The sequence below is a fragment of the Erythrobacter sp. Alg231-14 genome (assembly GCF_900149685.1).
Classification (GTDB): domain Bacteria; phylum Pseudomonadota; class Alphaproteobacteria; order Sphingomonadales; family Sphingomonadaceae; genus Erythrobacter.
Genome location: NZ_LT702999.1, coordinates 3,036,717 through 3,054,213 on the forward strand (window position 1 = coordinate 3,036,717; position 17,497 = coordinate 3,054,213).

Genomic DNA, 17,497 nt, shown 5'->3' on the forward strand with positions numbered 1-17,497 from the left:
CAGTCAATCATGCTCTAGGCAAACGCAATTCAACCAATAGGCCACCCAAATCTTCACTCTCACCCAGAGTGACGGAGCCACCGTAAATTTCGGCCACGTCACGCACAATCGCTAGGCCAAGGCCTGTGCCCGGCTTACCCGTGTCCAATCGTGCGCCCCGATCAAAGATGCGGGTGCGCTCTTCTTCTGGAATACCTGCGCCATCATCTTCGACCCAGATACGGCACAAAGGACCGCTGGGTTCACCTTCGACGGAATCGACATCAAGCGTCACGAAAACGCTGCCGCCGCCATATTTGGCCGCGTTCTCGATCAAGTTGCCAAGTATCTCATCCAGATCCTGACGCTCAATCGCAACCATTGCGTCTTTGCTTCCTGCAATGTCCAATCGACCGCTCGGATACAGCCGTTCGACCGCCCGCCGCACGGCTTCTGCGCTTTGACGGACATCAGTGTGCGCTTGGCCCACGGCTCTGCGTCCGACGGCACGCGCCCTTGCGAGGTGGTGATCCACGTGGCGCTGCATCGTGCGGGTTTCGCGAAAGACCGCTTCGTTAAGGTCGGACGCCCGCGCCGTCGCCGCATTGGTCAAAACCGTAAGCGGTGTCTTCAACGCATGGGCAAGGTTGCCCGCATGGGTGCGCGCTTCCTCAGCCTGACGCTCGGTGTGTTCAAGCAGCGCGTTGACCTCTTCGACCAACGGTTCGACTTCTGCAGGCAAAGGATCGGTGATCCGGTTTTCGCCCGTCGTGCGCAATTTTTGGATTGCGGCGCGAACTCTGCGCAGGGGCGAAAGACCCAGTCGGATCTGCATCAGGGTCATGACAAAAAGGCCAAGCCCCAAGACGACAAAGCTCCAGATTAGGATCGACCGGACTTGCTGGATTTGCTCATCCATAGGATCCGTCGCCATCGCAACGGCGAAAGTCCACTGCGTCTCGCTGCCCGGCAGAATAACCGTGCGTTCGGCAAGGCGCAGATTTTCGCCTTCGAATTGATCGGAGTTGTAGAAGTGAACCCCGCTGTCGAAATGCCCGACCTCATCGCTTGCACCTCTAAGGTCCAAGGTGCGATCCCAAAGGCTGCGCGATGGCCAAGGATCAAAACCGGTGCCGCTGATTTGCCAATACACCCCGCTATTGGGCTCAAGATAGCGTTGATCGCCCAAACTGCGTTCAAACCAGACCGCCCCGAATGAATCGACCTCCGCCGACGTGATCATCGCGGTCAATTGGTATTGGAGTTGATCATCAAAGTTCTCTTTGACTTGCGAGGTCAAAGTGCGTTCGAGCGCGATGCCGCCGCCCAAAAGCAAAACGATAATCCATCCCGCTGCGATAAAGCCCATGCGCCGGGCAAGGCTCGCTCGAGAGGTGGGCGCGGATGCAGCTCCGCCCGACACCGCACTTTCGCCAACGGAGCCGTCATCAATGGCGTTCTGATCAATATCAGGCACAACACCGGGTTCAGGCGCGTCTACCGCGCCCGCTCCGTGATTGGACCCTTCGCGGTCGCGCGCGCCTTTAGTTGGCTCTTGGCGCGTCTGCGGGGTCGTCGAGGCTGTAACCGAGGCCACGGATCGTAGTGATTACCTCTGCACCAAGTTTCTTACGAATGCGGGTGACGAAAACTTCGATCGTGTTGGAATCACGGTCAAAATCTTGGTCATAAATGTGTTCGATCAACTCAGTCCGGCTCACCACTTTCCCTTTGTGGTGCATCAGATAGCTGAGCAATTTGTATTCCTGCGCGGTCAATTTGACCGGTTCACCATCCAACGTCACGCGGCCAGAACGCGTGTCCAGCCGGACATTGCCTGCGGTCAGCTCGCTCGATGTGTTGCCCGATGCCCGACGGATCAGAGCGCGCAGCCGCGCAATAAGCTCTTCGGTTTGGAACGGTTTGGCGAGATAATCGTCCGCGCCTGCATCCAAACCGGCAACTTTATCGGACCAGCTATCCCGCGCGGTTAGGACGAGCACAGGGAAATCACGCCCCTCTTTGCGCCACATGCCTAGGACCGACAGACCATCTATCTCGGGAAGGCCGAGGTCGAGGATACAAGCGTCGTAATCCTCCGTACTGCCCAAAAAGTGGCCATCTTCACCATCCGTCGACAGATCTACGGCATAACCGGTCTGTTCGAGGGTTGATTTCAATTGCTGGCCGAGAGTGGGTTCGTCTTCGACGATCAGAATGCGCATAATCCACCATTTTTCTGTAAATTCTTGGCCTGTTGACTGCGCGTTTGCAGTGCTCTCGTCAAGCGAGTGGCACGTTGCATCGCACGCTTAGTCCCCCGGCGAATGTTTAAGATTGTCAAACGATACCCTAATTCGCGCGGCTGATAATGCGGCCGGTGCGCGCGTCGACATCAATATAGGTCACACGCCCTTCGCGAATGAATTTGAGCCGGTAGGCGCGCGCCGTGCTGTCGTAGGACGGCCCCAGATACTCGCTCCCGCGCATTTGCGGCAGGATGCGGCGTTCGATCTCTCGCAAGGACAATTGATTGCCGGCCCGCATCTCACGGCGGGCATCGCCTTGATCGCTGCGCGATTGGTCTTGATTGCTGGCGCCATCCGCGGCCAATGCGGATGCCGATCCCGCAGACACAGCACCAAGGCCGATTAGGACGGCAGAGGCGGCCATTCCGGCCAAAAGAGAGCGTTTGCGTGACATCGTATTATCATGCCTACACACAGCGCCTTGAACAAGCTGTGAATAATGATCGGGTTTGCTGTTAAGTTATGACGATGTCGGTTCGCCATTCGCGTTCGTCATCTCATATTTGATGGTGATGCTAACACCTGTGCTGACTTGGCCAGGTTGCACAGGCGCCGAGGCAGAAACATCCAGAGCCACGCTGCGCGCCTCCATTTGTGGAACAGCGCTCCGGCCTTGGATTGCCTCGCTAATTGAAAGCACCCTCACCCCGTCATAGCCGACCATCTCGGCGTAACTTTGCGCCCTTTGTTCGGCGCGTTCAACCGCGCGAGCACGCGCCAAATCCTTGGCCGCTTCGTCGTCTTCGATGCTGAAACTGGGTCCCGACAAATTGGTCGCGCCCGCCGACACCAATGCATCCAAAGCCGCGCCCGTCGCATCAACATCGCGCAATTTCACGCTCACACGGTTTGAAACCTGATACCCACGAAACACTTGTCGTTGGTTTGCGCGGTCATAATCATATTGCGCGTTCAAACTGATGCCGGTGGTTTGGATATCCTCGTCCGCCACGCCCAGCGCCAAAATTTGATCAATCACCCGGCGCATTTCTACCGAATTCTGCCGCATCGCTTCAACGGCTGTGGGCGCCTGTGTCGAAACCCCCGCGCCAATTGTCACCAGATCGGGTTCGGCCGTGACGGTTTCATACACCGACAATTCAATCACGGGACCTTCCGCCGCGATCTCCACCGTCGTTGCATGGGCAGGAAAGGCGGCGATGCCGGTCGATGCTAGCAAGGCGGCGCAAAGGGCAAATGGGGCGGATTTGATCATATTGTGTTCCTCTTAGTTGCGATGCCTTTGCATGGGCGCGGATGACGGATGACTGAATATATCGATTTCAAGATGTATCGCTTACCCCAATCCCTCGCTAGACCCGCATTTCATACTTTGGGGAAAGAACACCATGATCCGCACCATTGCAGCCGCCGTTGCGCTTTGCCTTGTCGGCTCGATTTCGACCGCCGCGCCCTCTTTTGCGCAAACAACGATGGAACACGTGCCGGATCGCCCAACGGGCGAAGGCGAAGGGCCATACGAAACACTCCTTATACGCGGCGCGACAATGATCGACGGCACCGGCGCCCCACCCGAAGGGCCGGTGGACATTATCATTCGTGGCAACCGCATCGCGGGGATCGTGCGCGGCGGCGGATCGACCATCGCCGCAGATCACGTTGTCGAAGCGGATGGTATGTATGTGATGCCGGGTTTCGTAGATACACACGGCCATAATGGCGACCCAGGCAAAGCGCCCCAGCCATCTTATGGCTATAAATTGTGGCTAGCACATGGGGTCACATCGGTGCGCGGTGTCCCATTCTACTTTCTTCCTGATGCGCGCGGCGTGTCGGATGCCGCCCGCAGCGCGGCCAACACAATCACCGCCCCGCGTCTATTCCCCTATGCCGTGTTCGGAACGGGCGATTTCACGCCAACCGATGCGGGCGCGCGCGCATGGGTGCGCGAGGCAAAAGCGCGCGGCTTTGTCGGGGTGAAATTCTTCAATTTCGCCCCGCCCGAATTGGTAAGAGCCGGTCTTGATGAAGCGGAAAAGATCGGCATGGGCACCGTCGCCCATTTGGGGCAACGCGGCGTAGCCGGGATGAACGCGGCGCAGGCGGCAAAATCCGGTCTGCAATCCATCACCCACTTTTATGGACACTTTGAAAGTTTATTGCGCGACGGCACTGTTCCCCAATACCCGCCCGACTACAATTACTTGGACGAACAATCCCGGTTTAGTTGGGCCGCGCGGATCACCGATCAAGCGGTGGAACCCGGCAGCGATGCGTGGAATGAATATGTCGATCTGTTGCTGGCGGAAAATGTAACCCTTGCACCAACGTTCAACATTTATTCCGCCAGCCGCGACGTCATGAAGGCACGCAACGCCGACTGGCACGACCGTTACACCTTGCCATCGCTGATGCGGTTTTTCGAACCCAGCTTGGTCAATCACGGAAGCTATTATCACGATTGGACCAGTGAAGATGAAATCGCATGGCGACGCTTTTACCAGCGTTGGTTTGCCCTAACCCGCGACTTTAAAGACCGCGGCGGACGGGTCACAGCGGGATCCGATCCCGGCTACATTTATCAAACTTGGGGCTTTTCTTACATTAGCGAGTTGGAAATGCTGCGCGAGGCGGGGCTCTCCCCTCTCGAAGTGATACAGGCCGCAACGCAAAGCGGCGCGGCGGAACTGTACGATGCCTCCGGCGAAGCGCCGCCCTTTGGCGTTATCCGTCCTGGAATGTTGGCAGATCTAGTCATCGTGCCGGAAAACCCACTGGCCAATCTCAAGGTATTGTATGGCACGGGCCATCGTCGACTCAACCGAGAAACGGATCGAATTGATACCGTTGGCGGCGTGCGATGGACCGTCAAAGACGGCATTGTCTACGATGCCCCCGCTTTGCTCGAAGATGTCGCGCGCATGGTTGAACTACAAGAGGCGACGCCATAATCATCCATTTGTGGATGCAGCGGGTCTGGATTGAAGCATCCGCTCTTGCCGAGTGCCGTGCCACCGCCTAACTCGCGCCGAATATGGCACAACCTCCAATCCTTTCCTGGGAAGGCCTTGGCCTTCAACAAGGCGCGCGCTGGCTTTTCGGCGGGCCCCAACCGGGCGTGGGCGCGGAACCTATTGATTTGCACATTATGCCGGGCGATCGTCTGGCGTTGATCGGCCGCAACGGCGCAGGCAAAACAACCCTGCTGAAATTGATCGACGATCAAATTGAATCCGATCGCGGGACGCGGCGGGTAAAACCAAACATGCGGATCGTGTTTCTTGAACAAGACCCAGATTTCAGCGCATTTGCGACATTGATGGATTTCGCAATGGCCGGTGACGATGCACCGGCCGCGCATGAAGTGGATGCGATTGCGGGACAACTTGGGATCGATATGGCGACCGAATCCGCCACGGCGAGCGGCGGTGAACGGCGCCGCGCGGCGATTGCGCGGGCATTGGCGCAAGAACCCGATTTGTTGCTTTTGGATGAGCCGACCAACCACCTTGATCTGGCCGCGATCGATTGGCTGGAGGATTGGCTGTCGCGTTACAAAGGCGCCTTCATCACGATCAGCCATGATCGGACCTTCCTAAAACGATTGACCCGCGCGACCTTGTGGTTGGACCGGGGCACTTTGCGCCGCAAGGAAGTCGGCTTTGGTGGGTATGAGGCTTGGGAAGCGCAAGTCTATGCCGAGGAGACTCGAGCCGCTGAAAAGCTGGATGCGAAACTCAAGCTTGAAGCGCATTGGTTGGAACGCGGCGTTACGGCGCGACGCAAACGCAATCAGGGCAGACTCGAAAAGCTCTATCAAATGCGAGAGGCACGCGCGTCGATGATATCCGACAGCGGTTCGGCAAAGCTGCAATTGGCGAACGATTCAGAGTTCAAATCGAAATCGGTGATTGTCGCCGAAGAGATCACAAAATCCTATGACGGCCGAGCCGTCATCAAACCGTTCTCGCTAAGGATTCAACGCGGCGATCGGATCGGCATGGTCGGCTCAAACGGCGCGGGCAAAACCACATTGCTTCGGATGCTCACAGGGGAGTTGGAACCCGACAGCGGCACCATCACGCGCGCCAGCACATTGACCGGCGTGATGATCGATCAGCAACGCCGATTGCTCGAACCGGACGCGACAGTGCGCGATATCCTTGCCGAGGGTGGCGATTGGATCGATGTGCGCGGTGCGCGCACCCATGTTCAGGCCTATCTCAAGGACTTTCTGTTCGACCCCAAATTGGTCGACACGCGCGTCGGCATTCTATCGGGCGGCGAACGGTCCCGCTTGCTCTTGGCACGTGAATTTGCGCGCACAGCAAACCTGCTCGTCCTTGATGAACCCACAAACGACCTTGACCTCGAAACACTCGACCTCTTGCAAGAGGTCATTTCAGATTTCGACGGCACCGTTTTGATCGTCAGCCACGATCGCGACTTTCTGGATAAGACAGTGACGGTTACGCTTGGTTTGGATGGATCAGGCTCGGTTGACGTTGTTGCCGGCGGCTATGCCGATTGGGAGGCAAAGCGGAACAAACGGGTCGTAGGCAAGACAAAGGCAGCATCTGCCACCGATACCGCTGCGCCGGCGAAGAAGGCCGCACCAAAGAGCGACAAGCTCTCTTACAAAGATCAACGCGATTACGAGCAATTGCCCGCGCGCATCGAAGATTTGGAAACGGCGATAACCAAGGGCGAAGCGATCCTTGCCGATCCTGAACTCTACACCTCCGATCCCAAACGGTTCGCCACCATTTCTAAAGGCATCGAAAACGCGCGTTCGGAGAAGGACGCAGCAGAGGAGCGCTGGCTGATGCTGGCCGAACAGGTGGAAGGATGAGCGATCAGGCAACCGCCCTGCATCGTGACATCGCCGCCTGCACTTTGTGTGCCGAACATCTGCCACTTGGCCCGCGCCCCGTGGTGCAATTCTCCCCGCAATCGCGCATTCTGATCATCGGACAAGCACCCGGAACCCGCGTCCATACCAGCGGCGTGCCATGGGATGACGATAGCGGCGATCGATTGCGCGATTGGTTGGGCATGGACAAGGATACGTTCTACGATCCCGATGTCTTGGCCTTGATGCCAATGGGATTTTGCTATCCGGGCAAGGCGAACAGCGGCGATGCTCCGCCGCGCAAAGAGTGTGCCCCCGCATGGCATGACAGCATACTTGCCTTGTTGCCAGAAACCCGATTGACGCTGTTGGTTGGCGCCTATGCGCAATCCCAATACCTTCCCGATACGCGCAAGCTTACATTGACGGAACGTGTTCGGACCGCGTGGTTGGACAACGCCGATCCCGCGCCCATTCTGCCATTGCCGCATCCCTCTTGGCGCGTCCGCATGTGGATGAGCAAACACCCATGGTATGAAAGCGAGGTTTTGCCGCGATTGCGCAAAGAGGTCGCCAAACGATTGCCATAACGGTGCGATTGCAAACCGCCACAGCGCCAGAACCAAACCGGAGACATGGACCGCATGTTACACGGTCCTAAGCGCAAAAGATTTGGACTTCGCGCCGCAATAAGATCACCCTTGCGGCTCATCCGATTTTGCAATGGAGCCCCCCATGAACACCACTCAGATCGCCCGTGATTTCGTCAAACTGCTCATCGAAGAAGACGAAGCCGGCTATCAGGCCTATTGGTCCGATGACATTGTCAGCCTTGAACCCATGGAGGGTGAAACCGCCCGTACACAAGGGCGCGAGGCGTTGTTGGCTAAACACGCATGGTGGGACAACAACGCCGAAATGCACGAGGTGACGATGGAGGGGCCGTATGTATACGGCGATCAATTTGCCATCCGCTTTGCAATGGACGTGACGTTTCAGGGGGAAAGGTCGAAATCGTCCGAAATCGGCCTCTACACGTTGAAAGACGGCAAAATCATTGAAGAACGGTTCTTTTCCCCACAGGATGATTGGTGATCGCGAAATAACCATTTTGGTTCACGAAATGCGGTAAAAATCCGCAACCCGATCCAAGGCCAATTTTAGCACCAATTTACCGCTGCGGGCGGGCCAACCCAATGTCTTTTCCGCGTCGGGCAACCCTTCGCCTGCGCAAACAACCCTCCACAATATATCCTCCAACCCTTTTCCTGCCGCCGTTAGCGCGCCATCAAACCGATGTTTCGCGGCGATCTGCTTCTCCGTGCCGGAAAGGCCCCTTTCCCCGGTGGAACGGATGCGCACCGCATCCCAGCGCATCGTTACATTTGCAGACAATTGCGCCCGTTCATAATCCCGACGCAGCGCCTCACCGGCTTCATACAAACGCGCATCAATGTGGCCGCGAGAATGCAGCCAAGCCAACGGCGATTCGCCAAGATTGACCGTTACGCTGCGTCTTTTCGCCCCAACGCCGCCGGTTTGTTTTGGACCTTCCGAAGTCAATTCGCGTTCCACCAATTGCCGCTTCATGTCCGATTCTCCTGATTTGCCGTTTTGGTTATTTCCAAGGCTCTCTATTGCCAAATTCGCAATTCTGTAGGAAAGGACAAACTGCGTTCAATTACAGTTTTAACCCATGGGACCGCACAGATGATCAACAGGATCCGCGAAATTCGCAAAGCCAAAGGGCTCACCCTCGCCGACCTTGCCGAAGCGTGCGATCCGCCGACCACGGCGCAGACAATCGGTCGATTGGAAACGGGTATGCGCAATCTTTCCATCAATTGGATGGACCGGATTGGCACAGCGTTGGGCGTGGACCCCGAAATTTTGGTTCGCTCCGACGAACAACCGCGCGCGCAAGTCGTCGCAGAATTGGGATTGTCCGATCCGGAGGCATTAAGCGCGCCGCGCGAAGCGATCCTACCCACAGAGATGGCAGCGCAGAGCGATGATGGCCCGATGCTGGTGTTGGAAGTGACGGCATCTGTCGGTGAATATCGTCCCGGTGACATGGTGTGGCTGAAACAAATTCAACCCGATGATGCAGCATCGGCCATGAACAGAGATTGCCTTATCCCGCGCACGGGTGGCCGGTTCACATTTGGGCGGCTGATCGATCGGCGGGGCACATTGGTCGGAATCCTCCCTTCACAAGCGGGAAACAAGCAACAAGTCGTCGATAACCCGCCGTGGATTGCGGTCGCGACGATGTTGGTGCGGCCCCTATGATCGGCGCGATCGACGTGCAGAATATGGCCGCTGAATTAACGCGTGTTAACGCTCTGCTTGTATCGTCGATCCGAAATGTTGGAGGAGGCACAGTGAACCAGGCGCACACGCACGAACGGGGTCCCCGCACGTGAAACATGTCGTCGTCCTCAGCACGCTGTACCCCAATTCGGTCAATCCGCGGTTTGGCACGTTTGTCGCCCGTTCGTTGGAAGCTTTTGCCAAACGCAACGATTGGAAAGTGACCGTCGTGAACCCCATTGGATTGCCGCCCATCGCATTGGGTCGGTACCGGGCGTTGTCCGCCTTGGACGATGTTGGCGTAGAGGCCGGGGTAACGGTGCACCGGCCACGCTTTACATTGATCCCGGCGGTGGGCGCGCGCCGCAATGCATCCGCTATTGCGAAAGCCGCCCTCCCCCTGATCAAACAATTGCATGCCGACGATCCGATAGACGTGATCGATGCACAATTCTTCTTTCCCGATGGCCCGGCGGCGGCATGGATCGCACGACAAATTGGCGTGCCGCTTTCGTTAAAAGCCCGAGGCAGCGACATCACCTATTGGGGTGAGATTGATTTTGCTCGCGACCAAATGTTGGAAGCCGCGCAGCAGGCCAACGGCATCCTAGCCGTAAGCGAAGCTTTGGCTGGACAGATGGCCGATATCGGCATGACTCGCGACAAGATCAGGGTGCATTACACCGGCCTAGATCGCGATCGGTTTCGCCCGTTGGAACACACACAATTGCGCGCGCAGCTTGGATCGGAATTGGGCTTTGATCTGCCCACCAATGCCCCGCTGCTTGCCTGTGTTGGGGCACTGATTGAAAGAAAAGGGCAGGATATTGCTATTGCCGCCCTCGCCAATATTGAAGGCGCGCGGTTGATCCTTGTTGGGAAAGGCGATGATGAAACGCATTTGAGGCAATTGGCGCGCGATCTTGGTCTTGCCGATCGGGTCCATTTTGCCGGATCCCTCGATCACGATTTGCTGCCGATAATTCTCTCCGCCGCCGATGTTATGGTGTTGCCCACGATGAACGAAGGGTTGGCCAATGCATGGGTCGAAGCACTCGCCTGTGGCACGCCGGTCGTGACGTGCGATGTCGGCGGCGCGCGGGAATTGATCACCAACAACACCGCCGGAAGGCTGGTCGAACGCACGCCAGAAAGCGTCGCATCCGGGGTGAATGCGATCCTCAACAACCCACCCATGCGCCAAGCGGTCGCCGCGATGGTCGAACGGTTCAGTTGGGACACGAACGCGATTGAACTGGCCGCGCATTACGATGCGTTGGTGGCCGGTTAAGCGAGCCGATTTGCCAGTAATGAGGGCCGCAACAATGCGGCCATCATCAAAGCTGACCTAAGACCTTCTTTTCCTGCTTATCCGCTTCGGTTTCTTGCGGGATAAAGCTGTCGGATGTCACGCCCAACCAGATAAGGATCGGTGCGGCGAGATAGACGCTGGAATAGGTGCCGATAAACAAGCCGGCCGTGATTGCCGCGACCAATCCGAACAGGCTGGCCGGACCAAACAGCAACAGCGGCAGCAGCGCCACCAGCAAGGTCAGCGAGGTCATAACCGTCCGCGCCAATGTTTCGTTCACGGACAGGTCGAGCAGCTCAGGGAGCGGCATCTTGCGATACTTTTTCAGGTTTTCCCTAATGCGGTCATAGACAACAATCGTGTCGTTCAACGAATACCCAATGATGGCCAAAATGGCAGCGATAATCTGAAGGCTGAACTCCATTTGGAACAGGGAGAACATGCCCAAAGTCAGCGAGACGTCGTGGAACAAGGCGAACAACGCTCCGACGCCAAATTGCCATTCAAACCGGATCCAAATGTACAACGCCACCATCAACATCGCGGCGAGCAGGGCGAGGCCCGCATCTTGGCTGAATTCCTCGGCGACTTTGCCCGAAACGGTGTCGTTCCCGTCGGTACGAACACCGTCATACTGTTCAGAAATCGTCGCAATCACCTGATTGCCGATTTCGTTTGCGGCGCCCGGTGTTTCATCGACATTCTCGGGAAGCGGCACGCGGATTGAGACAACGTTTGGCGCGCCAAATTCTTGCACGACAGGCGTGCCATAGCCAAGCCCTTCGACCAGATCGCGCAGCTCCGCGACTGGGGCCTGTTCTTGCTCTTCAAACGTCAGCTCAATCTTCTGACCGCCGACAAAATCGATGCCAAGATTAAGACCGTTGACCGCAACCAAGGTCCAACTGGCGATCATCAACAATATGCTGAACGCAAAAAACGGAACGCGCAGTTTCAGGAACTTAATGTTCGTGTCCTGGGGTACGAGTTTCAAAAGTTTCATCTCTCGTCTCCCTTTCTTAAATCGTGATATCTTTAGGACGTTTCGCGGCGAGATAGCCCGAAACCCACATTTTCGTCAGCGTCAGGGCCGTAAAGACCGACGTGGCAAGGCCGATGACCAACACCACGGCGAACCCTCGGATCGGTCCTGAGCCAAACCCAAACAACAACGCACCGGCGATGAAGTTTGTGATGTTCGCATCGTAAATCGCGCGGCTGGCCTCTTTGTAGCCATTCTCGACCGCCGTGATGACCTTCTTCCCTCGCTTTCGCTCTTCGCGAATGCGTTCATTGATCAGGACGTTTGCATCGACCGCGGCACCCGCCGTCAGAACAAACCCGGCAATACCCGGCAAGGTCAGCGTGAAGTTACCGATCGCCATCGCACCCAATAGGATTAGGACGTTGAAGCCCAAAGCGATGGTCGCGTACACGCCAAACCGGCCGTACGTGGCCACCATCAGGGCGACCACAGCGAGGCTGCCGATGATCATCGCCAACATACCGCTGCGGATGGATTGTTCGCCCAATTCCGCGCTGACTGTGCGTTCTTCGATGACGGTCAATGGGACCGGCAAAGCGCCCGATTGCAAAGAAATCGCCAATTGCTGGGCGCTCTCGGCTGTGAAGTTGCCAGAGATTTGCGCTGATCCGCCCAAAATCGGTTCGTTGAAATTCGGAGCCGAAATCACTTCGCCGTCAAGGATGATAGCAAAGCGTTCGCCCACATTTTCCGTGCTGAGCACCGCGAAACGTTGACCGCCTTGAATGTCGAACTTGATGTTCACGACATTCTCGTTGGTTTGGGGATTAACCCCCGCACCCGCTTCGATCAGGCTATCCCCGCGGATCCCGCCGAGCCGTTTGACTGCGAGAAATCTTTGCAGAGATCCGCTGTCTTCAGCGTAAGGGAAAATCTGGCTGCCGGGCTTGGCGATGCCCGCTTCGGTTTCGGTGAGCAACGCGGCCTGATCGACCAGTTTGAATTGCAATTCCGCCGTTTGGCCCAATTGATCTTTCAATTGTTGAGGATCGGCCAGACCGGGCACTTGAACAACAATGCGCTCATCGCCTTGCCGGATGATGGTCGGTTCGCGTGTGCCCAACAAATCGATCCGGCGGCGGACAACTTCGACCGCGCCGTCCATCGCAGTGCTTAGGGCTGCGGCTTTACCGTTTTCCGTCTGGGCAAGGACAATGCGCTGTCCATCGGCGACCTCAAAATCCCATTCGCGCTGCAACCCGTTGCCCATCATCAGGGGTTCGAGCAGGCCGCGCACGCGATCAATGTCGGACGCGCTGTCCAACATAAACGACAATCTCTCGTCGGATCGAGAAACATCGCCAAACTCGATGCTCGGATTGGCATCGCCCAATGCGCGCCGAACCGATTCTTCCATGTTTTCGAGCCGTTGGCTGTGAACATATTCCACATCGCCCTCAAGCAAGAGGTGCGAGCCACCAGCAAGGTCCAAACCAAGATTAATCTGTGGCGCATCTTCGCCAAGATCCACGCCAGCGGCGGACATCAACGATGGGACCGCCGCAGCCGCTATCGCGAGGGTAAACACCCAAAGCGAAATCTTCTTCCAAAGGGGAGTTTCAAGCATTGCAGCCCAGTTTGAACCTTATGTCGTGTGTCATGGAATTGGCGTCATCAATCTTGGGATAGATCGAACCAGGGATTAGGCCAGAAAGATCAATCGTTGGCGGGTTTGCCACCGGGTTCGATCAAATCAGCGATGGTGTGTTTGACCGCTTTGACGCGGACGTCTTTGGCCAATTCGATTTCAGCATAAGTGTCATCCACTTTGATGACCTTACCCACAAGGCCGCCCTGTGTGATGACCTTATCGCCCTTTTTCAGGCCGCCGACCTTTTCTTGATGTTCTTTTTGCCGCTTCATTTGTGGGCGAATGATCAAGAACCAAAAGATCACGACCATCCCGACAATCGGCAGCCACGTGAACCATGCCGGTGGTTGTTCTGCGGCGCCTGCACCAGCGGCGGCGAGTAATTCAAACATAAGTCATCAAACCCATAAAATTGGCGGAACATCTATGGCATCGACCAACCGTCTGTTGCCGAACCACGCCCCGTGCTTTCAGATAAGTGGGCGCGCGTAGCAGCAATGCAAGCATGCCGCAATTCACCGAGCGAATTGGTGATGCATGACTGCATCACCGCAATGCCGGTTATCCAGACCAAATCCCCTTGCCATCACTCCATGGCGGTCCCTTAGACGTTAGCCCAATGAGACGAGCCAACCATACGAGCCCGTACCCACCAAAGCAGCGGTGCAACCCGTTTCAGGCCACCGCCAAAACCTTCGAATTATTTGTCACCCTATCCGCTTGCCACATTACAATCGCCGCCCTATAGCGCCCGCCTCCACTGGATACGGGAAGTAGCGCAGCCTGGTAGCGCATCACACTGGGGGTGTGGGGGTCGCAGGTTCGAATCCTGTCTTCCCGACCAGTGGAGCACGCACACGACGTGATCCCCAAATTGCAATCAGCCATTCCATGAGTTTCATCGAACTGAGACACCCGTTTGTCTCTTGGCTCTGTTTAATTGTGACAGCGGCGCGCAAGGAACTTTCATGCGCCCTAACCGCTTAACTCGCTCAATGTTGATGCAACGCCCCCTTTATATCCCGATTATGGGCACCGCGCTTGGCGTGGTCTGCCCCGCAATGGCTGTGGCCAGTGATGAACGGGTCTCCGTCCAAAACGTCGCTTCAATTGGGTCGCCCGCGGGGTTGGCCGCCGGGTCGACCGATGGAACGGCGACGGACACGGCCGCGATGGATGAAACCGGCACGGCGTCGACAGAAACCAACACACGGCGCACCTTTACCCCCGAAGATTTCGTTCGCTTCGCCCCGCGCAGCGCGCTGGACATGGCGCGGCAAATTCCCGGTTTTTCCATCCGCAGCGGCGATGGCGCGCGCGGTTTGGGGCAAGCGGACACCAACGTCATCGTCAATGGTCGACGCATTTCGGGAAAATCAAACGGCCCGGTCGAAGCTTTGGAGCGCATCCCAGCCGAAGAGGTCGTGCGACTGGAATTGGTCGACGGCGCCAGCTTGGATATTGGGGGCCTATCGGGCCAAGTCTTGAACGTTGTCACCAGCAACAGCGGCGGGATCACCGGGCAATTCCGATACGCCCCGCGCTTTCGCAGCAAAGGGACGCCAGCCCGCATTTTCGAAGGGTCCGTTTCGTTTGCCGGTGGCGGGGCGAAAACCGAATGGACGTTGGCATTGGAAAACCAATCCAACCGCCGTGGCAATGAAGGCATTGAACGGGTGTTTGATGCATCCGGCGCGTTGATCGATACGCGGATCGAACAAGCCAATTTCAACATTGATCGGCCCAATATCTCCGGATCCTTCACGCGCATTGCCGACAATGGCAATGTGTTGAACGCCACGGGCGAAGTGCAAGGATTTTTCTTCAGAGAAACCGAAACATCCGAACGCAGTGGTCTGATCTCACTCTCCGATCGCAGCCGGAAATTCACCCGCCAAGAAGACGAGTTCAGCTTCGAATTCGGTTTGGATTACCAATTCGCATTCGGGCCCGGTCAACTCAAATTGATCGGATTGCACCGCTTCGAAAACAGTCCGACCGTATCCGAATCCCTTACTGAGTTCTCCGACAACAGCCCGTTGGAGGGATCGGTTTTTGATCGCGTGGCGGACGAATATGAATCCATCGCCCGCGCCGAATACAATGTTGGCGGACTGGGTGGAAATTTGCTGTTTGCGGTGGAGGGTGTGCGCAACATCCTCGATATTGATTCATCCTTTGAACAACGCGATGCGGCCGGCATTCTTCAGCCGGTTGTTCTGGAAGGGGCAACCGCGCGGGTGGATGAAGATCGCGCCGATATTAGCGTGACTTACAGCCGCCCTTTAGCAGAAGGGTTGCAGTTCCAATCGTCGATCGGCGGCGAATATTCGAAGCTAAGCCAATCGGGCGCGTTGGGACAAACCCGCACATTCTATCGCCCAAAAGGGTTCGTCTCCCTCGATTGGGCCGCCAGCGAAACGATCAACATTTCCGGCCGCGCCGAACGTGTTGTGGGTCAACTCGACTTCTTTGATTTTCTGAGCACGGTGGATCTCAACCAAGAACGCGAAGACGTGACCAATTCGTCCCTCGTGCCGCAACAAAGCTGGGTTTATGAGGTCGAAGCGACCGCCGGTCTCGGCGTGCTGGGATCGTTGAACCTGCGCCTTTTCTACGAAGATATCACCGATATCGTCGATCAAATCCCGATTGAGGGCGGTGGTCAGGCACCGGGCAATCTGCCATCTGCCGAATTTTACGGGCTGAGCAGCACCTTGACGCTTTTGTCAGAGGGCATCGGGTGGCGAGGCACGCGGATCGATTTTGAATTGGATCTAACCGATTCCTCGGTGCTCGATCCGTTGTTGGGCACACCGCGCAAATTGTCGGGCAACACATTGGCCGAGATCGATTTTGAATTGCGTCACGACTTCGTGAACTCTGTTTGGGCAATCGGCGGATCGGCGCGTTGGGAAGATCAAGCACCCCAAGTGCGACTGGACGAAGTTGCGGTGCGCACCGAACAATTCGGTTTCATTGGCGCGTTTGTTGAAAACAAAGATTTCGCCGGTCTTACCGTGCGGGCCAGCGTCGCCAACCTAACCAATCGCGCCGACCGTTTTGATCGCACCGTTTTTGTGGACCGGGCGGCGGGAATTGTCGATTTCGTCGAAGATCGCGATCGAACCTTTGGTAGGATTTTCTCGCTCACGATTGAAGGATCGTTCTGAGCGTTCTAATCGCTCCCTTTGTGACCGGCTTGCCGAACGATAGCGCGCCAACCCAAAGGATATGTCGATGACCCTAAGCACCACCCTCCGCATGCGCAGTTGGCTTTTCGCACCGGGCGACAGCGACAAGAAAATGGGCAAGGCCATCGCCAGCGACGCTGATATCGCTTTGTTGGATCTCGAAGATTCCGTTGTCCCCGACCGCAAGGCCGAGGCACGCCATATGGTCGCGGCCGCTATCGCAGGTTCCGACAACACAGCGCGGATTTGGGTGCGGATTAATCCCCTGTCCAGCGGCCTGACCGAAGCGGATTTGGATGTCGTGTTGGCATCGGGTCCCGGCGGTGTGTTTCTGCCCAAAGCCGAAGGCGGCCACGATGTCGAAGTTTTGGACGCAATGTTAACCGCGCGCGAAACGGCGGCAGGGATCACGCCCGGCACGACGAAAGTCGCCGCCTTGGTCACGGAAACGGCCGCTGCCATGTTTACAACCGGCACCTATGACGCGGCGAGCAAAGGGCAAGCGCGGTTGGTTGCTATGAGCTGGGGCGCGGAAGATCTATCCAGCGAGTTGGGCGCGAGCGAGCAACGCAGCGCAGATGGCGAGTACACCCATGTCTATCAATTGGCGCGTAGCCTATGCCTTTTGGGAGCGGTCAAAGCGGGCGTTGCACCGATCGAAACCGTTCAACCCGAATTCCGCGATCTAGAAGCGTTGGAAACCCGCGCGCGCAGTGTGCGCGCATCGGGTTATCGCGGCATGTTGGCCATTCACCCGGCGCAAATCGCCCCAATCAACGCCGCCTTCACACCCAGCGAAGAAGAGATCGCTCATGCAAGGGCTGTAGTGCAGGCATTTGCGGACAATCCCGGATCGGGCACAGTGGCAATGAATGGCAACATGTTGGACCGGCCTCATTTAGCGCTTGCAGAGCGTTTGCTGGCCGAAACGCAATAGCTGC

16 protein-coding genes and 1 tRNA gene are annotated in these 17,497 nt (G+C 56.9%); 9 read left to right on the top strand and 8 right to left on the bottom strand.

What is annotated here, in order from left to right; all coding sequences use genetic code 11:
* Positions 1–7: 7 nt before the first annotated feature.
* The 4 genes from BQ8290_RS14495 to BQ8290_RS14510 form a co-directional block, all read right to left on the bottom strand.
* Complete coding sequence (locus BQ8290_RS14495; protein ID WP_337661519.1) at positions 8–1,348, bottom strand: sensor histidine kinase; 1,341 nt, start codon at positions 1,346–1,348, stop codon at positions 8–10.
* A 175-nt stretch (positions 1,349–1,523) separates the two neighbouring features.
* On the bottom strand, positions 1,524–2,204 hold the full coding sequence (locus BQ8290_RS14500; protein ID WP_108791473.1) for a response regulator: 681 nt from the start codon (positions 2,202–2,204) through the stop codon (positions 1,524–1,526).
* Between the two features lie 127 nt (positions 2,205–2,331).
* Positions 2,332–2,682: a PepSY domain-containing protein gene (locus BQ8290_RS14505; RefSeq protein WP_108791475.1), complete on the bottom strand. Its 351-nt coding sequence runs from the start codon at positions 2,680–2,682 to the stop codon at positions 2,332–2,334.
* Positions 2,683–2,748: 66 nt separating this feature from the next.
* The gene (locus BQ8290_RS14510) at positions 2,749–3,504 is read right to left on the bottom strand and encodes an SIMPL domain-containing protein (RefSeq protein WP_108791477.1); all 756 of its coding nucleotides are present in this window, start codon (positions 3,502–3,504) and stop codon (positions 2,749–2,751) included.
* Between the two features lie 133 nt (positions 3,505–3,637).
* Here BQ8290_RS14510 and BQ8290_RS14515 point away from each other — a divergent pair, with 133 nt between their 5' ends.
* The 4 genes from BQ8290_RS14515 (at position 3,638) to BQ8290_RS14530 (ending at position 8,196) form a co-directional block, all read left to right on the top strand.
* Complete coding sequence (locus BQ8290_RS14515; RefSeq protein WP_108791479.1) at positions 3,638–5,200, top strand: amidohydrolase family protein; 1,563 nt, start codon at positions 3,638–3,640, stop codon at positions 5,198–5,200.
* An 83-nt stretch (positions 5,201–5,283) separates the two neighbouring features.
* Positions 5,284–7,101: an ATP-binding cassette domain-containing protein gene (locus tag BQ8290_RS14520; protein ID WP_108791481.1), complete on the top strand. Its 1,818-nt coding sequence runs from the start codon at positions 5,284–5,286 to the stop codon at positions 7,099–7,101.
* Positions 7,098–7,691: a uracil-DNA glycosylase family protein gene (locus BQ8290_RS14525; protein ID WP_108791483.1), complete on the top strand. Its 594-nt coding sequence runs from the start codon at positions 7,098–7,100 to the stop codon at positions 7,689–7,691. The genes BQ8290_RS14520 and BQ8290_RS14525 overlap by 4 nt, the downstream gene beginning before the upstream one ends.
* 145 nt (positions 7,692–7,836) lie before the next feature.
* Positions 7,837–8,196, top strand: a complete 360-nt coding sequence (locus BQ8290_RS14530; RefSeq protein WP_108791485.1) for a SnoaL-like domain-containing protein — start codon at positions 7,837–7,839, stop codon at positions 8,194–8,196.
* Between the two features lie 21 nt (positions 8,197–8,217).
* On the opposite strand, the gene BQ8290_RS14535 is transcribed toward BQ8290_RS14530, so the two are convergent.
* Positions 8,218–8,691, bottom strand: coding sequence for a DUF6456 domain-containing protein (locus tag BQ8290_RS14535; RefSeq protein WP_108791487.1), 474 nt, complete (start codon positions 8,689–8,691; stop codon positions 8,218–8,220).
* A 120-nt stretch (positions 8,692–8,811) separates the two neighbouring features.
* Between BQ8290_RS14535 and BQ8290_RS14540 the strand changes: the two genes are divergently transcribed.
* Both BQ8290_RS14540 and BQ8290_RS14545 read left to right on the top strand, forming a co-directional pair.
* Positions 8,812–9,393, top strand: a complete 582-nt coding sequence (locus BQ8290_RS14540) for a helix-turn-helix domain-containing protein (protein WP_108791489.1) — start codon at positions 8,812–8,814, stop codon at positions 9,391–9,393.
* 130 nt (positions 9,394–9,523) lie between these two features.
* Positions 9,524–10,705, top strand: coding sequence for a glycosyltransferase (locus BQ8290_RS14545; RefSeq protein ID WP_108791491.1), 1,182 nt, complete (start codon positions 9,524–9,526; stop codon positions 10,703–10,705).
* A gap of 46 nt (positions 10,706–10,751) precedes the next feature.
* Here BQ8290_RS14545 and secF read toward each other — a convergent pair whose 3' ends face one another.
* The 3 genes from secF to yajC all read right to left on the bottom strand — a co-directional run bounded on the left by secF (position 10,752) and on the right by yajC (position 13,754).
* Entirely contained in the window at positions 10,752–11,729 is a 978-nt protein-coding gene (gene secF / locus BQ8290_RS14550; RefSeq protein ID WP_108791493.1) for a protein translocase subunit SecF, read from the bottom strand.
* Between the two features lie 16 nt (positions 11,730–11,745).
* On the bottom strand, positions 11,746–13,338 hold the full coding sequence (gene secD, locus BQ8290_RS14555) for a protein translocase subunit SecD (RefSeq protein ID WP_108791495.1): 1,593 nt from the start codon (positions 13,336–13,338) through the stop codon (positions 11,746–11,748).
* A gap of 89 nt (positions 13,339–13,427) precedes the next feature.
* On the bottom strand, positions 13,428–13,754 hold the full coding sequence (yajC, locus tag BQ8290_RS14560) for a preprotein translocase subunit YajC (protein WP_108791497.1): 327 nt from the start codon (positions 13,752–13,754) through the stop codon (positions 13,428–13,430).
* Positions 13,755–14,129: 375 nt separating this feature from the next.
* Between yajC and BQ8290_RS14565 the strand changes: the two genes are divergently transcribed.
* From BQ8290_RS14565 to BQ8290_RS14575, 3 genes are all read left to right on the top strand, one after another.
* Positions 14,130–14,206 (top strand) — tRNA-Pro (locus BQ8290_RS14565).
* A gap of 124 nt (positions 14,207–14,330) precedes the next feature.
* Positions 14,331–16,535, top strand: coding sequence for a TonB-dependent receptor plug domain-containing protein (locus BQ8290_RS14570; protein WP_108791499.1), 2,205 nt, complete (start codon positions 14,331–14,333; stop codon positions 16,533–16,535).
* 67 nt (positions 16,536–16,602) lie between these two features.
* Positions 16,603–17,493 carry an HpcH/HpaI aldolase/citrate lyase family protein gene (locus BQ8290_RS14575; RefSeq protein ID WP_443112328.1) on the top strand — a complete coding sequence of 297 codons (891 nt, stop codon included), beginning with the start codon at positions 16,603–16,605 and terminating at the stop codon, positions 17,491–17,493.
* Positions 17,494–17,497: the final 4 nt, after the last annotated feature.